This is a genomic window from Methylobacterium komagatae (genome assembly GCF_042661665.1).
In the GTDB taxonomy this organism is placed as follows: domain Bacteria; phylum Pseudomonadota; class Alphaproteobacteria; order Rhizobiales; family Beijerinckiaceae; genus Methylobacterium; species Methylobacterium komagatae.
This window is the reverse complement of the sequence record NZ_JBHSWN010000001.1, coordinates 2917259-2935187: the sequence shown is the minus strand read 5'-3', so window position 1 is coordinate 2935187 and position 17929 is coordinate 2917259. Positions and strand designations below refer to the sequence as shown.

10 protein-coding genes and 3 pseudogenes are annotated in these 17929 nt (G+C 69.0%); 8 read left to right on the top strand and 5 right to left on the bottom strand.

Annotation, left to right across the window (positions count from 1 at the left end; all coding sequences use genetic code 11):
- From ACFQE0_RS14500 to ACFQE0_RS14480, 5 genes and pseudogenes are all read right to left on the bottom strand, one after another.
- Complete coding sequence (locus ACFQE0_RS14500; protein ID WP_378970798.1) at nucleotides 1-660, bottom strand: gluconate 2-dehydrogenase subunit 3 family protein; 660 nt, start codon at nucleotides 658-660, stop codon at nucleotides 1-3.
- A 14-nt stretch (nucleotides 661-674) separates the two neighbouring features.
- Complete coding sequence (locus ACFQE0_RS14495; protein WP_378970795.1) at nucleotides 675-1709, bottom strand: hypothetical protein; 1035 nt, start codon at nucleotides 1707-1709, stop codon at nucleotides 675-677.
- The gene (locus tag ACFQE0_RS14490) at nucleotides 1699-2793 is read right to left on the bottom strand and encodes an enolase C-terminal domain-like protein (RefSeq protein ID WP_378970793.1); all 1095 of its coding nucleotides are present in this window, start codon (nucleotides 2791-2793) and stop codon (nucleotides 1699-1701) included. The genes ACFQE0_RS14495 and ACFQE0_RS14490 overlap by 11 nt, the downstream gene beginning before the upstream one ends.
- A gap of 15 nt (nucleotides 2794-2808) precedes the next feature.
- Nucleotides 2809-4595 (bottom strand): annotated as a pseudogene (locus tag ACFQE0_RS14485) (thiamine pyrophosphate-requiring protein).
- Between the two features lie 157 nt (nucleotides 4596-4752).
- Nucleotides 4753-5697 carry an SMP-30/gluconolactonase/LRE family protein gene (locus tag ACFQE0_RS14480; RefSeq protein ID WP_378970791.1) on the bottom strand — a complete coding sequence of 315 codons (945 nt, stop codon included), beginning with the start codon at nucleotides 5695-5697 and terminating at the stop codon, nucleotides 4753-4755.
- A gap of 276 nt (nucleotides 5698-5973) precedes the next feature.
- On the opposite strand from ACFQE0_RS14480, the gene ACFQE0_RS14475 reads away from it, so the two are divergent.
- The 8 genes and pseudogenes from ACFQE0_RS14475 to ACFQE0_RS14435 all read left to right on the top strand — a co-directional run bounded on the left by ACFQE0_RS14475 (nucleotide 5974) and on the right by ACFQE0_RS14435 (nucleotide 17921).
- Nucleotides 5974-6213 carry an ATP-binding protein gene (locus ACFQE0_RS14475; RefSeq protein WP_378970789.1) on the top strand — a complete coding sequence of 80 codons (240 nt, stop codon included), beginning with the start codon at nucleotides 5974-5976 and terminating at the stop codon, nucleotides 6211-6213.
- Between the two features lie 167 nt (nucleotides 6214-6380).
- Nucleotides 6381-7190: a Crp/Fnr family transcriptional regulator gene (locus ACFQE0_RS14470; protein ID WP_378970787.1), complete on the top strand. Its 810-nt coding sequence runs from the start codon at nucleotides 6381-6383 to the stop codon at nucleotides 7188-7190.
- A pseudogene (locus ACFQE0_RS14460) lies at nucleotides 7187-10764 on the top strand (PAS domain S-box protein). Before ACFQE0_RS14470 ends, ACFQE0_RS14460 begins: the two are co-directional and overlap by 4 nt.
- Nucleotides 10761-11192, top strand: a complete 432-nt coding sequence (locus ACFQE0_RS14455; RefSeq protein ID WP_378970780.1) for a response regulator — start codon at nucleotides 10761-10763, stop codon at nucleotides 11190-11192. The pseudogene ACFQE0_RS14460 and the gene ACFQE0_RS14455 overlap by 4 nt, the downstream one beginning before the upstream one ends.
- 117 nt (nucleotides 11193-11309) lie before the next feature.
- Nucleotides 11310-13749 (top strand): annotated as a pseudogene (locus ACFQE0_RS14450) (hybrid sensor histidine kinase/response regulator).
- A gap of 452 nt (nucleotides 13750-14201) precedes the next feature.
- The gene (locus tag ACFQE0_RS14445) at nucleotides 14202-17141 is read left to right on the top strand and encodes a hybrid sensor histidine kinase/response regulator (protein ID WP_378970778.1); all 2940 of its coding nucleotides are present in this window, start codon (nucleotides 14202-14204) and stop codon (nucleotides 17139-17141) included.
- Entirely contained in the window at nucleotides 17024-17314 is a 291-nt protein-coding gene (locus ACFQE0_RS14440) for a DUF2934 domain-containing protein (RefSeq protein WP_378970775.1), read from the top strand. Before ACFQE0_RS14445 ends, ACFQE0_RS14440 begins: the two co-directional genes overlap by 118 nt.
- 439 nt (nucleotides 17315-17753) lie before the next feature.
- A complete protein-coding gene (locus ACFQE0_RS14435) occupies nucleotides 17754-17921 on the top strand; it encodes a hypothetical protein (RefSeq protein WP_378970773.1) in 168 nt (55 codons plus the stop codon).
- Nucleotides 17922-17929 lie beyond the last annotated feature (8 nt).

The following is a 17929-nucleotide window of genomic DNA, read 5'->3' as shown; positions in this document are numbered from 1 at the left end:
TTATCGGCCGACCCGGAGGTTCTCTTGGTAGGCCTCGTCCTCGCGGCCGGGCTTGGCCTCGGCGGCCTCCCAGGGGTCGCGGCGGTCGAAATCCATGCGGACGTAGCCCCGCGGGCTCGCCGGCCCGCCCCAGCCGATCTCGTTCCAGGCCGTGGGGTGGGCGTAGTACGCCTTCACCACGTCGGCGAGGATGCGCCGGTGGAAGAACAGCTTCGAGGGCATGCCCTCCCAGACAGCGCTATTCAGGTCACCCTTCTCGGCAAGCTTCAACAGCTCGTCCTGCGCCCAGGCGCCGAGCTCGTGGAAGCGTGCACCGAACCGCGCCCGTGCCTCGCTATCGAGGGCCCGCAGTCCCAGGCGCCATGCCTCGCGCTCCTCCGGCAGTTCGGCGTTGCGGTAGCCGTCGCGGGTATCGGTCGCGAGCTTATGGTCCACGAGGGCGGCCACCGGCACCGGATCCCCCCGGTCGGCGGGTTGCGGCACGATCCGCTCAGCCAGCGCCGTCATCGTCGACCATTCGATCTCGTCGAAGAAGCGGCGCGTCTCCGGTCCGATGGCGAGCCTTTCCTCCAGAACCTCGCGGGTCTTGGCGTTCCAAGACGGGCCGTCGCGCTTCGCGAGCACGTCGTAGCCCGGATAAAGGTCCAGTCTCGGCCGCATGATGATCTCTCGGCTCAGAAGCGGAAGCGGCTGCGTTCGATGAGTTCGAGGGCCGCGAGCCCCCCGAGCGCCACCCCCGAGAAGGAGGGCGGTGCCGGCAGCGGCGGTCCGTCGATGAGGTTCTGGCGCCAGTTGGCCCAGCCGCCCATCATCCGGGCGACGCCGTAGGCGTGGAACGCGACGCCGCCGACGCCCATCGCCGACACCGCCCACATCCCCCACTTGGCCCCCGCCTGACTCGCTCCCTCCGGCTTGGTCGCCGCGCGGACGAGAAGGGCGGCGGCGAGCGGCGGCAGGGTGACGGGAACGAACATCGCCGGGTTCTGAAAGGCACCCCGAAAGTGAAGCAGCCCGGCTTCCAGGGTCGTGCCGGCGAGCATGCCCGCCGTGGCGACCGCAAGGGAACGCCCCGCCGGCAAGCCACCGAGCCGGGGCTCGTCGGGGTCGGCGTCGCGAACGCGTTCAGCGACGACCCCGAGGACCCCGGCCAGCGTCAGCGCCATCGGCGCGCCGATGGGGGCGGAATAGAACAGGTTCTGGAAGGAGTAGCCGCCCTCGCGCTTGCCGACGTTGTAGGCGTGGAAGCCGAAGCCGATCAGCCCTGTCAGGCCGGCGAGCGCCTGCACCCCGTGCCGGACGCGGGAGCGGCCGGGATCGGTGTCGCCGGCCCCGTGCAGGGACGCCGCCAGAGTGACGCTGGACACGATGATGGGGGTGTACATCGCCCGGTTGAAGAACTGGCCGCGGTAATGCTCCAGGCCGGAATCGAACAGTACCGAGGCGGCGAGCATCGTCGAGGCGTGGTTCAGGCGCTGCGCCGCGCTCGCGGTGACATCGCGCCCGCGCGGACTGTATCGGCGGCCGCCGGAAGCGAGCCCCAGAGGCTTGGAGCGCCCCGCGGCGAACCAGGTCAGCAGACCGGCCCCCGCTGCCGCCGCCGCGAGGACCACCACCGGGTGGACGGCCGCCTCGACACGTACGGGTGCGACACGACGCTTGACGCTGGCGGCGCGCCGTCTCGGCGAATGGGAGGCGCGGTCAGACGGCATAGGCATCGGCGTCCCGAGTCTTGAGGATCAGGCCGTGGCCCGGCCGGGTCGGGTCGGGGGTGATCACGCCATCGCGCGGCACGGGTGCCCCGTCGAACAGCATCCGCTCGATGCGGACGTGGTCGTGGAACCATTCGAGGTGTCGGAAGCGGGGGGCGGCAACGGCCACCGGGAGGTGCAGGGCGGGGGCGCAATGGCCGGACAGGTCCAAATGCGCCGCCTCGCAGAGAGCCGCGATCTTCAGGAAGCCGCTGTAACCACCGCAGCGGGTCACGTCCGCCTGGGCCACGTCGACCGCCCCCACGTCGAGCAGTCCGCACAAGTCGTCCAGGGTGTAGACGTACTCGCCCGCGGCGACCTCCATGCCGGCAGGTGCTGAGGCGCGGACGAAAGCCATCCCCACAGGATCGTCGCTGGACACGGGCTCCTCGAACCACGTGACGCCGAACCGCTCCGCAACGTGCGCCGCCTCGATGGCGCGCTTCGGGGTGAAAGCGCCGTTGGCGTCGATGAACAGACGTGCATCGCCGATGGCCGCCTTCGCGACCGCCATGCGTGCCGGGTCACGCTCGGGAGCGCTGCCCACCTTCATCTTTACCGCCCGACAGCTATCCCGCTCGACCCACCCGGCAAGCTGCTCGCGCAACTGACGGTCGTCGTAGCTCGTGAAGCCGCCGCTTCCATAGATCTCCGCGTGTTCCCGCGCCTGCCCGAACAGGCTTGCCAGGGATACGTCGAGGAGGCGTGCCTTGAGGTCCCAAAAGGCGGTGTCCAATGCCGAGATCGCCGTGGCGGCAAGCCCGGAGCGCCCGAGGTTCCGCACGGCGCCCCACAGCACGGCGTTGGCCCGCGGGATGTCGAAGGCTGACAACCCAGCCAAACGCGATGCGAGTGTCCCTACAATCAAGTGCGCAACACTGGGGTCGGTGTAGCTGTAGCCGAGGCCGGTCTCACCGCCGGCTTCGACATGGACGACGACAATCGTCGTCTTGTCCCAACTGAGCGTCCCGTCCGCCTCCGGCGCGTCGGTGGGAACAGTGTAGGCTCGCGCCCGCACCGTTCCGATTCTCGGATCGTCACGCATGCCGTGGAAGCCGTCCTACTTGCTGCCGGGTAGCACGGAACTCAGCACCTGACGCGCGGTGTCGACGAGCAGGTGGCGTTCCTTCGGATCGCCCTTGCCGAGCATCGACATGAAGTTCTGCACCTGCTGGAGCGTGAAGAACGGCGGCAGCGGCGGCACCTCGGGGTCGGTCTTCACCTCCAGCACCACCGGCACGGAGCTAGCGAGCGCCTCGTCCCAAGCCGCCCCCATGCGCTGGGGATCGTCGACGTAGATGCCCTTCAGGCCGATCAGCTCTGCAAACTTGTGGTAGGGCACGTTCGGGATGGTCTGGCTCGCCTCGAACTTCGGGTTGCCCTCCATCACCCGCTGCTCCCAGGTCACCTGGTTCAGGTCCTCGTTGTTGAACACGCAGCAGATCCAGGTCTTGTTAGACCAGCGGTGCATGTACTTCGCCACGGTGATCAACTCGGCCATGTTGTTCATCTGCATGGCGCCGTCGCCGACCAGCGCGATCACCGGCCGGTCGGGATGGGCCACCTTCGCCGCGATGGCGTAGGGGACCGCGGCACCCATGGAGGCGAGGCCGCCCGAGAGCGAGCACATCTGGCCGCGTCGCATCTTCAGGTCCCGGGCGAACCAGTTGGCGCAGGAGCCGGAATCCGACGTGATGATCGCCCGCTCGGGCATGCGCGGCGAGAGTTCCCAAGTGACGCGCTGTGGATTGACCGGGTTGGCCTTGGCCATCGCCCGATCCTCCGCCTCCTTCCACCAGGAGACCATCCCCTTCTCGATACCAGTGCGCCAGGAGCCACCCTCCGTCTTCTGCTCCAGCAGCGGCAGCAAGGCGCGCAAGGTCTCGGCGGACTCACCGCACAGCGGCACCTCCATCGGATAGCGTAGCGACAGCATCTCCGGGGAGATGTCGATCTGTACCCCGCGCGCCTGCCCCTCCTTCGGCAGGAACTCGGCCCAGGGGAAGCCGGAACCGATCATCAACAGGGTGTCGCAATCCTCCATCATGTCCGACGAGGGCTTGGACCCGAGGAGGCCGATGGTGCCGGTCACGAAGGGCAGGTCGTCCGGCAGCGCCGCCTTGCCGAGAAGGGCCTTCGCGACGCCGGCCTGGAGCTTGTTGGCCACGGCGATGACCTCGTCGGTGGCATGCAAAGCGCCTGCTCCAACCAGGATCGCGACCTTCTTGCCGGCGTTCAGCACGTCGGCGGCGCGGCGCAGATCGGCATCGAACGGCACGACCTTCGGCGCGGTGTAGCCGACGCCGGAAAAGGTGTTGCCGTGCTTGTGGACCGGCGCCTCGTAGGGAACGTCCTGCAGGTCGTTAGGCAGGATGATGGCCGAGACCTTCCGTTCGGCCTTGGCGATCCGCATGGCGCGGTCGACGATATGACGGACTTGCGCGGGCGAGGATGCCTGCTGCACATAGGCCGAGACGTCTTTAAAAACGCTCGTGAGGTCAAATTCCTGCTGGTAGTGGGCGCCGTTGACGTTGCGCGCCTGCTGCCCGCAGATGGCGAGAAGCGGTACGTGGTCGAGATGGGCGTCGTACATCCCGGTGAGAAGGTGCGTCGCGCCGGGACCGGAGGTCGCCATGCAGACGCCGACCTCGCCGGTGAACTTAGCGTAGGCCGCGGCCATGAACGCAGCCATTTCCTCGTGCCGCACCTGAATGAACTCGAACGGCAGGTCGCTGCGCTGGAGCGCCCCAAGCAGCCCGTTGATGCCGTCGCCGGGATAGCCGAAGATCTTCTTCACCCCCACTCGGCGAGGCGTTTCCAGAAGAAGTCGGCGACGGCGTCGGCCATGATAGTTCCTCAAGCCTGTGCGTCCCCGTGACCCGACGTGAGCCACGGGCCCACGCATCGATATGCGGGGTGTGATCTGTCCTTGGCCAACTGGTTGCACCTGCGGTCGTTCCAGCCACGCGCACCGGCGCTTTGACGTTTGCGTGAGCAGTCGGATCTACGCCGCTGTCAGATCGAGGGCGTAAAGATGCTGCTTGGAGGTGATGAACAGCCGTGCCTCGCCGGGGCCAAAGCAGCAGTTGGAGCAGACCTGCGGGGTCGGGATCAGCCCCAGCCGATGTCCTTCTGCCGAGAAGACCTGAACCCCGGCTTCGGAACTCGTCCAGATCCAGCCACGGCGGTCGACGCGAAAGCCGTCGGGAAAGCCGGGCTCAATCTCGGCGAAAATCCGTCGCTCCCCCAGGCTGGCATCCTCGCCCACAGCGAAGGCGTAGATCGTATGCCCATCGCCGCCCTCGGTGCGCGAGGTGTCGCTGACGTAGAGGATGCGCCCATCCGGTGCGAAAGCCAGCCCATTCGGCTGGCCGAGATCCGCCATCCGGCGAACGCTGTCGTCGGCTGGGTCGAAGCGGTAGACGCTGTGGTGGCCGAGGTCAGAGACGTCGAGCACCCCCTGTTTCGGCAGGCGTAGTCCGTAGGTAGGGTCGCTGAACCAGAGAGCGCCGTCGGCAGCGCAGACGACATCGTTCGGAGCGTTGAAGCGGCGGCCGTCGAAGGTCTCTACGAGCGCTGTGTATGTTCCATCCGGTGCCGTCCGGGATAAGCGGCGGTTGCCATGCTCGCAGTGGACCAGGTTACCGTCACGGTCGACCGTATTGCCGTTGATGAATGGTGTGGCGTCGATGACCACGCGGACGCATCCATCCGGATGCCAGCCGAGCACCCGGCGGCCTTCGATATCGGACCAGACGAGAATATTGCGGGCCGTCCACCATGTCGGTCCCTCGCTGAAGATGGCTTGATCGTAGAGCGAGATGAGGCGAGCGTGATGCGGCACCACCTCGGAGAAGCACGGGTCGGACGCACGCGGCGGATCGACATGGGGTACGGGTTCCGGCGGGCCGGGCTGGCGTAACAGGTTTGACCTCTGCTCGACGGTCATGGGACCTCAACGTAAGAAACTCGCTCGAAGCAGACCCCACTCTGCAGCAAGCAAAACGAGCGGGTCGGATCGCCGTCAGGACAGTGCAAAGAAGCCGCCCCCTTTTGCCCTGTGCATCCCTGAGGCCGCGCAGCAACGCGCGATGTCCTCGGCATCCATCGGCACCGCGTTCCTCCCAACCAACTGCAGCCCCGGACTGGGAGCCAATCTTCCCATGGCAAGGCGGTTCCCGACCGTTCCGATGAAGACGTCCGTCCAGCAGATGCGGGGCTGGGGTTGGCGCGCCGGCGACGGCAAGGACCGCTGGTTTCTCTCTGGCTGCACCTTACCGCGAACGGCACGGCGGGCGAGCGGGGAAGCGGGCTCGGCCTGCTGCTATGCCGGGATCTCGTCGAGCGACAGGGCGCCGTGCTGACTGTGACGAGTGCCATCGACCGTGGCACGACCTTCTGGTTCCGTCTGGCAGCTTCGATCCTGGCTGGACAGCTCCCCAACTCGGCCGCTTCAGCTTTCTGACCCCACCCGACGATCCTGATCGTTTGGAGGTGACAAAACCCCCGTAGACCAGGGGAAAAAGTCGCGCCCGTCATCCGGTTTTGGCACCATTTGTCAGGTATCGGACATCTTCGTCCCAAGAAGTCCGCTAGTGGACAACCCAACGGCCAGCGCTGCGACCATCCCCTGTGAACATCCGATTTTCGTCTGCCATCGACGGCAACCTGCTGCTCGAAGCCCTCGAAGCTGACGACCGGGCCCTGCTCGCACCGCATGCCGAGCGCCGCGAGGTCCGACGCGGCGACGTGCTGTTCCGCGCCGGCGACGACGTCAGCCACGTCACTTTCCCCGCGCACCATTGCGTCGTCACCCTGGTGGTTCCGCTCATAGACGGGAAGTCGGTCGAGACCGCCACGGTCGGCCGCGAGGGCGCCATGGGCGGCGTTGTCAGCCACGGCTACCTTCCCGCCTTTGGGCAGGCGGTCGTACAGGTCGGCGGCCCGGTCATCCGGATCGACGCCGCCCGCCTGTCCGAGGCCAAGCAGGCTTCGAAGGGCATTCGCGACCTGTTCGTGCGCTACGCCGACTGCCTTCTGGCGCAAGTGCTGCAGTCGGTTGCCTGCAACGCTGCCCACACCATCGAGCGGCGCTGCCTGCGCTGGCTCCTGACCTTACAGGACCGGATCGGCACGCCCGAATTGCCGGTCACCCACGAACTCCTGGCCGACATGCTCGGTGTGCGCCGCTCCTACCTGACCGAGGTGCTCGGCCGCATGCAGCGCGATGGCCTGATCACCATCGGCCACGGACGCATCACCCTCCCGGACCGGGAGCGCGCCGAAGCCGGCTCGTGCGAGTGCCACGCCGCGGTCCGGCGGCATTTCGAGGAAGTGATGGGAGCGGTCTACGCCCCGGGCGGCCGCATCGTCGCCGTCGATGTCGGCGATCCGGAGCGGCTGCGTCCCCCGTCGCCGCTCGTGCAGGACGCGACCCCGTGAACCAAGTCACACGTCCCGTCCAGGTCGAGGAGGACGCGCGGCTGGCCGCGCTCGCCGCATTCGACATCCTCGACACCCCGCCCGAGCGCGGCTTCGACGACATCGTCCATCTCGCGCGACGCCTCTGCGCCGCGCCGGTGGCGCTGGTCAGTCTGGTCGACCGCGACCGCCAGTGGTTCAAGGCCCGCGCCGGCTTCCCGCCCTGCGAGACGGACCTCGACCGCTCGGTGTGCAAGTTCGTCCTCACGGAACCCGGCGTCCTGCAGATCCCGGACCTCACACGGGACGCGCGCACCTGCGCCAACCCGCTGGTGACAGGCGAGCCGCACCTGCGCTTCTACGCCGGCGCCCCCTTCGCACGCCCGACGGGCAGGTGGTCGGCAGCCTGTGCGTGATCGACCATGTCCCGCGCCCGGGGGGCCTCTCCACGGAACAGGTTTCGGACCTGGAGGCCCTCGCCCGGCAGGTCATGGACCAGCTCCTGCTGCGCCGCTCCCGGTCGGACCGGGACCGCGCCGGGCGCCAGGGCGAGGCTGTCGCCGTGACCCTGGCCGGCGTCGCGGCGGCGGGCGGCGACCTCGCCGAGAGCTTCCGGGCCGTGCTTGCCGGCGCGATGCGCGCCGTCCCCGCCGCCGAGGCCGGCACGGTCGAGATCCGCGAGGGGAATTTCCTCGTCTACCGCGCCGTCACGGAAAGCCTCGCGCCGCATCTCGGCCTTCGCGTTCCGCTCCGGGGAAGCCTCGCGGGAGCCTGTTATCGGGAGGGCGTCCCGCTCCTCGTCCCCGATGTCCTGAGCGACGACCGGGTCGAACCTGAACTGGCCGAGCGGCTTCGCCAGCGCTCGTGCATGCTGGTGCCCGTCCGCCGCGGCGGGGTCGTGGTCGGTGTCCTGAAGCTGCAATCGAGCCGCCCGGGCGCGTTCGCGGGGGAGGACCTGCAGGTTCTCGGCGTCCTCGCCGGTTCCGTCGCCTCCGGCCTTGCCGAGGCCGGCGAGCGCGCCGCCAACCGGGCGGCAGCCCTGACCGAATACCGGCGTCGCGCCGTGTTCGACAGCGCGCTGGATTATGCCATCATCCTGCTCGACCTCGACGGCAAGATCACCGACTGGAACGCTGGCGCGACCCGCATCCTCGGCTGGCGTCCCGAGGAGATGTGCGGTCAGACCGCCGACGCGTTCTTCACCCCCGAGGACCGGCGCGATGGCATCCCGGCCATGGAGATGCAGTCGGCCCTGGAGAAGGGCACCGGCATCGACGAGCGCTGGCACCTGCGCCGCGACGGCGAGCGATTCTGGGCCAACGGCGAGATGATGGTCCTGCGCGACGGGGCAGGCGCCGCCATCGGGTTCGTGAAGATCCTGCGCGACCGGACGGAGCAGAAGGAGGCCGCCGCCCGCCTGCAGGAGAGCCAGGACCGCTACAGGCTCGCGGCCCGGGCCACCAACGACGCGATCTGGGACTGGGACCTCGCCACCAACCACGTTCTCTGGAACGAAGCCCTCACCGAGGCCTACGGCCATGCAGCCGAGACGGTCGACACGACCGGCGACTGGTGGATCGCGCAGATCCATCCCGACGACCGCGCCCGTATCGACGCGTCGATCCACGCTGTCATCGACGGCGTCGGTACGACTTGGACCGACGAGTACCGCTTCCGCCGCGCGGATGGCTCCTACGCGCATGTCCTCGACCGCGGCCACGTCATGCGTGACGCCGAGGGCCGGGCCTTTCGCATGATCGGCGCGATATTCGACCTGACCGAGCGCAAGCGGGCCGAGGACGCGATGAGGGAGAGCGAGCGCCGCCTCAGCCTCGAGCGCGGCTTGCTGGAATCGATCTTCCGTCAGGCCCCCGTCGGCATCTCCATCGCCGGAGCCGAGGCCGGCATGCCATCGTCGTTGAACGCCAAGGCCGAGGAGATCCTCGGCCATGGGCTCGGGACGGAGGGCGACGCCCGCTACGTCTCCTACGGCGCCCTACACCCGGACGGTCAAAGGTACGAGCCTGCCGATTACCCGACGCTGCGCGCCCTGCGGAAGGGCGAGACGGTGCGCGGCGAGGAGATGCGCTACCGCAACGCCGGTACGGGCGAAATTCGCCTCCTGGAGGTGTCGAGTGGCCCGGTGCGCGATGCCGAGGGCGCGATCCAGGCCGCGGTGACCGTGCTGGTCGATGTCGAAGACCAGCGCCGGGCCGATGCCGAGACGCGCCGCCTTGCCGCCCTGGTTGAGCAAAGCCAGGACTTCATCGGCTTGGCAGCCCCCGACGGGAGCGTCGACTTCGTCAACGAGGCCGGCCGACGCCTCATCGGCCTACCCGACCTCGCGTCGGCCCGGGCAATGCCCATCGTCGACTACTTCGTGCCGGAGGAGCGCGTGCGCGTCCTCGACGAGGTGCTGCCGGCCGTCGAGCGGGACGGCTTCTGGGAAGGTGAACTGCACTTCCGTCACGTGGTCACCGGGGCGGCGGTCCCGGTCCTGTACAACCTCTTCCCCGTGCGCGACGCCGATGGGCGCAAGCTGGGCTACGGCACCGTCACGCGCGACCTCACGGAACAGCACCGCGCCCGCCAGGCCTTGCAAGCCAGCGAGGCGACGTTGCGCGCCGTGCTCGACACGGTCCCGGTCGGCATCCTGTTCGCGGAGGCGCCATCCGGTCGCATCGTCGCCGGCAACCGTCGGCTAGAGGAGATCCTCCGCCATCCCATCCTGCCGTCGCCCGACACCGACAGCTACGGCGAATGGGTCGCCTTCCACGAGGACGGCCGGCCGGTCGAGGCCGCCGAGTACCCTCTCAGCCGCCTCATCCGGGAAGGCGTAGAGCACGCCGAGATGCGCTGCGAGTACCAGCGCGGCGACGGTACCCGGCTCTGGATCGAGATCGCCGGTGCGCCGATGCGCGACGAGGCCGGGACGATGGTCGGCGCCGTGGTGGCGGTCGCCGACGTCGACACCCGCCGCCGGGCCGAGGAACGGCAAGACCTGCTCAACCAGGAGCTTTCGCACCGGATGAAGAACCTATTGGCGATGGTGCAGGCCATCGCCGCGTCGACGCTGCGCGGCGCCACCGACATGGACGCGGCGCGCGAGGTCCTGGGCAGCCGGCTGGTCGCGCTCGGCAAGGCGCACGACGTTCTGCTTGGGGGCGCCGCCGAGAGCGCCTCCCTGGCGGCGGTGATCCGAGAGGGCGTCGGCGTCCAGGAATCGGCAGGTCGGCGCGTCGCGTACGAGGGCCCGGACGTCGAGATCGGCGGCAAGGCCGCGCTGTCGCTCGCCCTCACCCTGCACGAGCTGACCACGAACGCGGTCAAGTACGGCGCTCTGTCGGTGCCCGGCGGCAAGGTCGCTGTGACGGCTTCGCTGGTCGGGCCGGAGGACGCGCTGCGCCTGCGCATCGTCTGGTCCGAGAGCGGCGGCCCGCCGGTCGTACCGCCATCGCGAAAAGGGTTCGGGTCGCGCCTGATTGAGCGCGGGCTGACGGCGCAGGTCAACGCCAGCCTCGCCCTCGACTACCTCCCGGGGGGCGTGGTCTGCGTCGTCGAGGCGTCGCTGGCCGATTTCCAGGCGGTCGCTTGACGGTTCGGCGCAACGAAGGGTTCGGCGGGCCGTTGCCGCTCGCCATGACTGATGCCCCGAACGCGAAGACGGCCCTGGTGGTCGAGGACGAGATGCTGTTCCGCCTGGAGGTCCGCGATTTCCTTGAGGCGAAAGGCTACGCCGTGGTCGAGGCCGGCAACGCCGCCCAGGCGCTGGAACGGCTCGACGACGGGGTCGCGCTGGTGGTGACCGACGTGCGTATGCCGGGGTGGATGGATGGCCTGGCGCTGGCGCGCGAGGTCATCCGTCGCCGGCCGGACGTGGCCATTGTCGTCGTGTCGGCGCAGGTGACGCCGCGGCCTGGGGACCTGCCCGGCCACGTGCCCTTCGTCGCGCGGCCGTTCCTGGAGAGCCGCTTCCGCGACGCCGTCGACCGGGCCGAGGCGGCCAGGAACGGAGGACGATGATGCCTACGGGCTTCTTAACCGCGCTGGCCTCGGCCAGACCAAAGGACGCACCCGACATCCGGCTCGGCGCCCCCGATGGCGTTGGCCTCCGCACAAACGGTGGTTAGAGACCGGGGCATGAGCGACGAGGATCTTCGGGGGAGGTCGAGCGGCTGCGCCGACGCGAGAGTGAGTTGGTGGCGGAGAACTCCCGCCTGCGCGCAGGCCGCGAACCGGATGCCCCCTCCACGGCGAGCGAGGCCGGCGTCGGGACCCTCAGGCCCGACCTGCTGTTCACCGCCGCTGACAAGACGCGGATGGCGATGATCGTCACCGACCCGAACCTGCCCGACAACCCCATCGTTTTCGCCAACCGCGCCTTCCTGGGCTCTCCGGCTACGCGGCGGAAGAGTTGATCGGGCGCAACTGCCGCTTCCTTCAGGGGCCGGAGACCGACCCGGCCCACGTCGCCCGCATCCGGGATGCCGTCGCGGCACGGCGGGACGTGGTCGTGGAGTTGTTGAACTACCGGCGCGACGGCAGCCCCTTCGTCAACGAGCTCTACGTCAGCCCGGTCTTCGGCCCGCACGGCGAGTTGCTGTTCTTCTTCGGCAGCCAACTCGACCTCACGCGTTTCCGGGAGCAGGAGGGCAAAGCCGTCCGGCGGGGCGCCTCCTTCCGCAGCCTGCTGGAGGACGGCGAGGCCGGGTTTTGCATCATCGAGATGCGGTTTGACGGGGAAGGCCGGGCCGAGGACTACCGCTTCGTCGAGGTCAACGCCGCCTTTGAGCGTCAGTCCGGGCTCGCGAACGCCGAGGGCCGGTGGATGCGCGAGCTCGAACCTGAGCTTGAGCGGCACTGGTTCGACACCTACGGCGAGGTCGCCCGCACGGGACACGACGCGCGGTTCAGGGGCACGGCGTCCCGGCTGGGGCGCGTGTTCGACGTGCATGCGGTGCGCATCGGCAGCCAAGCGCAAAACCGGGTCGCGGTGTTGTTCGAGGACGCCACCGCCAAACAGAAGGGTGAGGAGCGACGCGAGGCGCGGGACCGGGACCACCTGGTCGAGCGTGACTTGGTCTGGCGTACGAGCCGCGACCTCCTCGTGATCTGCGGCCTCGACGGGACCATCCGTGCGGTCGGGCCGGCCTGGACCGAGACACTCGGCTGGCCTGCGGGAAGCCTCGTGGGCACTCGAATCGACGACTTGGTTCATCCGGATGACCGGGATGCCGCGACACGGGCCTTCGAGACGCTGGCTGCCGGCCGGCACCTCACCGACCTCGATGTCCGCTTCAGGGCCGCGGACGGTGGCCACCGTTGGATCTCGTGGAACGCCATTCCGCAAGGGGACCGCTACCACGCCACCGGCCGGGACGTGACCGAGCGCAGGACGCTGGAGGAGCAACTGCGCCAATCCCAGAAGATGGAGGCGGTCGGGCAGTTGACCGGCGGCGTCGCGCACGACTTCAACAACCTGCTGACGGTCATCAAGTCCTCGACCGACCTGCTGAAGCGACCGAACCTCGCGGAGGAGCGCCGGGTCCGCTACGTCGACGCCATCTCCGACACGGTCGACCGTGCGGCCAAGCTGACCAGCCAGTTGCTCGCGTTCGCGCGCCGCCAGGCGCTGCGGCCGACTGTGTTCGATGCCAGCCAGTCGGTGGCTGCCATCGCCGACATGGTCGGCACGCTCACCGGCGCCCGCATCCACGTCGAGACCGATACGAATGCCGGGACGGACGAGGCCGGGCGCGCGCTGCCCTGCCACGTCGACGCCGACCCGAGCCAGTTCGACACGGCGCTCGTGAACCTCGTCGTGAACGCCCGCGACGCGATGCAGGGCGAGGGGCGCCTGCGCATCGCTGTCCGGCGCGCGGACCGCATCCCGGCCCTGCGCTCGCACCCGGCGGTGCCGGGGGACTTCGTGGCCGTGTCGGTCTCGGATACCGGCGCAGGCATCGAGTCGGACCTTCTGGAGCGCATCTTCGAGCCGTTCTTCACGACGAAGGGCGTGGGGCACGGCACCGGGCTCGGCCTCAGCCAGGTCTTCGGCTTCGCTAAGCAGTCGGGCGGCGACGTCGCGGTCGACAGCGCGGTCGGAGTCGGGACCACCTTCACCCTGTACCTCCTCCGATCCGCCGAAGCCGGGGCTCGGAACCCCGCGCGAGATGATCCGGGACCGCTCGCCGAGGGGCACGGCACTCCGGTCCTGGTCGTTGAGGACAACGTTGAGGTCGGCGCCTTCGCCACCCAGGCCCTCGGGGAACTCGGCTACCAGGCCGTCTGGGTGAAGGACGCCCGGGCTGCCCTGGCGGAGATCGAGGCCTCGGGCCAACGGTTCGAGGTGGTCTTCTCCGACGTGGTGATGCCCGGCATGAACGGGGTCGACCTGGCCAGGGAGATCAGGCGGCGTTGGCCATACCTGCCCGTGGTGCTGACTTCCGGGTACAGCCACATCCTGGCCTTCGAGGGCACGGATGGCTTTCCGCTGCTGGGCAAACCCTACTCGGTGGCCGACCTCAGCCGGGCCCTGCGCAAGGTCCTGCGGGAGCGGTTGGCGCTGACGTTCGGCTGAGCCGCCCGCCACCGAACGGTGGAAAGCGTCGGCTAGGGGCGCACCCACGACGGCCGACGCGCGTTGTCGACCGCCGCCATACCGGCCGACGAGTGGGGACAACCATGCAATCCGATACGCCGCGCCCTGGGGAGGAGCCCTTGCCGCCCATCGGCGACCCGCCGCCGGACCCGGCTCCGCCCGAGGGGGATCCCCCGTCGGAGCCGCCGGCACCGCAGCCGCCCGGCCCGATCAGCGCGTCCTGACGAGAGTCCCTGTACCGCAGCGTTCCGGTAGCGACGCCGCGGTGGGGGGGCACCCTCGCATCCGGCAAGGTGCCGGACGCTTTCGCCCAAACCGTTTTCAAACCCCCGACATCGCCGACGACCGGGCGCATCCGCCATCGGGCCATCGCGCCGTCGTCCTTCACCAAGCCAGCTTTCATGAATGCAACGCGACCGGACCCGGGGACGATGTCCCGTGAGCAACTCGAAGCGGAGGTCCGCCTCCTGCGAGGACACTCGGCATCCCTCGCGCAGATGTTCGAGCAGGCCCCGGGCTTCATCGCCCTGCTCGGCGGGGCCGAACACCGCTTCACCCTGACGAACGCCGCCTACCAACGTGCCGTGGGCGGGCGCGACGTGGTCGGACGCACCGTGGCCGAGGCGCTGCCCGAGGCCGTCGCCCAGGGCTACGTCGACCTGCTCGACGAGGTCTTCCGGACCGGCCGTCCCCATCGGGCGACCGGCGCGAGGCTCGCCCTGTGGGACGGCCCGGGCGGACCGGTCACGGAGCGCTACCTCGATTTCGTCTACCAGCCGGTCGCGGGCGCGGACGGCCAGGTCGAGGGCATCTTCGTCGAGGGCCACGACGTCACCGAGCGTACCCGCGCCGAGGCCGCACTGCGTGAGAGCGAGACACGCTACCGGACTCTGTTCGAGAGCATCGAGGTCGGGTTCTGCATCATCGAGATGAGGTTCGAGGGTGACCGGGCCGTCGATTACCTCATCGTCGAGGCCAACCCCGCCTTCGTCGCGCAGACGGGGGCGGACGTGGCTGGAAGGTGGGTGAGCGAGTTCGCACCGGACCTGGAGCGATACTGGTTCGACACCTACGGCCGGGTCGCGCTCACGGGCGAACCCGCGCATTTCGAGCACTACGCCGACGTGTTCGGGCGCTGGTTCGACGTGCGTGCCCTGCGCACCGGCGAGCCGTCCGCGCACCGGGTCGCGATCTTCTTCTCGGACATCACCGAACGACGGGCGGTGGAGCAACGCGCGGAGGCCGGCGAGCGCGAGCTGCGCCTTATCGCGGACGCCCTGCCGGTGCTGATCGCCTTCATCGGATCGGACCACGTCTACCGCTTCGCGAACGAGGCCTATGTCGATTGGTTCTTCGTCCCCGCCGGGGAGATCGTGGGCCGCGACGTCCGGGACCTGCTCGGGCCGGACGCGTACGCGGCGCGTCGGCCGTTCATCGACCGGGCGCTCGCGGGCGAGCCCGTCACCTTCGAGATGGACTGGCCCCACCGCGATGGGCGCCACCGCGTCGCCGAGATCCGATACCTGCCGCGCCGGGACGCCGACGGCCGCGCCGACGGCTTCCACGTCTTCGTGCAGGACGTGACCATCCGCTCCCAGACCGAGTCCGACCTGGCCCGTCAGGTCGCCGAGCGGACCGCCGAGCGCGACCAGATCTGGCAGGCCTCATCCGACCTGCTGTGCGTAGCCAACTTCGAGGGCTACTTCGTCGGCCTCAACCCGGCCTGGCCGCAAACGCTTGGCTGGACCGATGCCGAGATGAAGGCACGGCCGTTCCTCGATTTCGTCCACCCCGACGACATCGCGGCGACCGTGGCGGCGGCGGGAGGGCTGGCGCGCGGGGAGGCACAGCTCACCTTCGAGAACCGTTATCGGCACAAGGACGGCGGCTACGTCTGGCTGTCTTGGAACGCCGTGCCACGCGACGGGCTGATCTACTCGTCCGTGCGCGACGTGACAGGGAGCAAGCGGCAGGCCGAAGCGCTGGCCAGGACCGAGGAGGCGCTGCGGCAGTCGCAGAAGATGGAGGCGGTCGGCCAACTCACCGGAGGCCTCGCGCACGACTTCAACAACCTGCTCGCCGGCATCTCGGGCTCGCTCGAACTGATGCAGACCCGGATGAGCCAGGGCCGCATGGGAGACCTTGACCGCTACATGACCGTCGCCCAGGGCGCGGCCAAGCGCGCAGCCGCGCTGACCCATCGCCTGCTCGCCTTCTCCCGCCGCCAGACCCTTGACCCCAAGCCCACCAACGTGAACCGCCTCGTCACCGAGATGGAGGAACTGATCCGGCGCACGGTCGGTCCGTCCGTCCACTTGGAGGTCGTCGGCCTCGCGGGGCTGTGGCCGGCGCTGATCGACGCCGGGCAGTTGGAGAATGCCCTGCTCAACCTGTGCATCAACGCCCGCGATGCGATGCCGGACGGCGGACGCATTACCATCGAAACCGCCAACCGGTGGATCGACGAGGCCGGCGGCCGCCTGCACGACCTCGCCCCCGGCCAGTATCTCGGCGTCTGCGTGACCGACACCGGCACCGGCATGGCGCCGGACCTGATCGGCAAGGTGTTCGAGCCGTTCTTCACGACGAAGCCCACCGGCGAGGGCACGGGCCTCGGATTGTCCATGGTCTACGGCTTCGCCAAGCAGTCCGGCGGGCAGGTGCGCATCTACTCGGAGGTCGGCGAAGGCACGACCGTCTGCCTGTACCTGCCGCGCCACTACGGCGAAGCGGACGAGGACGAGGTCGCCCGCAGGCTTGAGGAAGTCGGACAGGCTCGTCAGGGCGAGACGGTGCTGATCGTCGACGACGAGCCTTCGGTGCGCATGCTGGTCACCGAGGTGCTGGAGGATCTCGGCTACACCGCCATTGAGGCCGCCGACAGCGTCGCCGGCCTGAAGGTCCTGCAGTCGGACGTGCGCATAGACCTACTCGTGACCGACGTTGGCCTGCCGGGCGGCATGAACGGGCGGCAGATGGCGGATGCCGGCCGCGAGCGGCGGCCGGACCTGAAGGTGCTGTTCATCACCGGCTATGCCGAGAACGCGGTGCTGGGGAACGGCTACCTGCGCCCCGGCATGCAGGTGCTGACCAAGCCGTTCGTGCTGGAGACGCTCGCCACCCGCATCGAGGAGCCATCGCCGAGGCTTGAGGCGCGCGACCCGTCCTACGGCGGGCGAACCGTGTCGTCTTACGCGGTGGCCGGGCTCCGGCTGGGCGATATCGCGAACCACCCATTTCGTTCAGCGGGGAAATGGCACACTTGGCACCACTGCTCGGATCGTTTCTCGAAGGCTATGTGGCCCCCCTCCATGAGGGGAACCAACTTCCGACAATGTCCAAGCCAACTTCCAACCCACCCCCTCACGTAGGGGCGATCCCGGATGGGGAGGTCCGTGAACGGGCCTATGACATTTGGGAGCGGCATCACCGTCCCGAAGGATTCGAGATGCAGTTCTGGCTCATGGCCAGGCGTGAGTTGATGGCGGAGCGGGAAGCGAGGAAACCGACCGGCACGGCTGCGGGCGAAGAGGAAGACAGCTAGCGAAGTCTGCGCGATTCCCTCGCGGCGCATCTTGCCCCCTGCCGAGCCGTCACCCTTCCCTATGCAGGCGGCTCGAAGCAGGGCGAGCGACCTGACCCCGCCTGACGACGTCTGGAGGTGCGGGAGGAATCGCCGGATACCGGTACATCTCTCTCAATGGGCTTGGCCGGGCTCCACATATATCGTTTCCACCGCATGCTCGGGTCTTCCGGGCATCCGATCCCCATCCCGAGGTCATACCGGGCGCTCCCTCCGATCAGCGCCTGGGACGGCCGCGAGGCCGGGCGCATGCGTCATTCCGGCCGCGCGTCCGGCCCGTCGCCCCTTCCAACAGGGCAGTCCGGGGCCCCGTACCTAACCGCTCGCTCCTATGTTCCAGTCCGATGCCGGCGACGAACGACGGCGCCTGTACGACCAGCGGGTCCTCGACGAGGCGAGGATGACAGGTCTGTACGACGACGACATCGCGGCCGTGCTGTGCGGCAGGTTGCCGACCGAGGTGGTCCTCCCGCTTCCTGGCGAGGAGGTCGATGCCTACGCGGAGCGCGCCGTGGGCGAGTTACTCGTCCTCTACGTCACCCGATGGCCAGGGGGGCCGAGCGGGTGACGCGGACG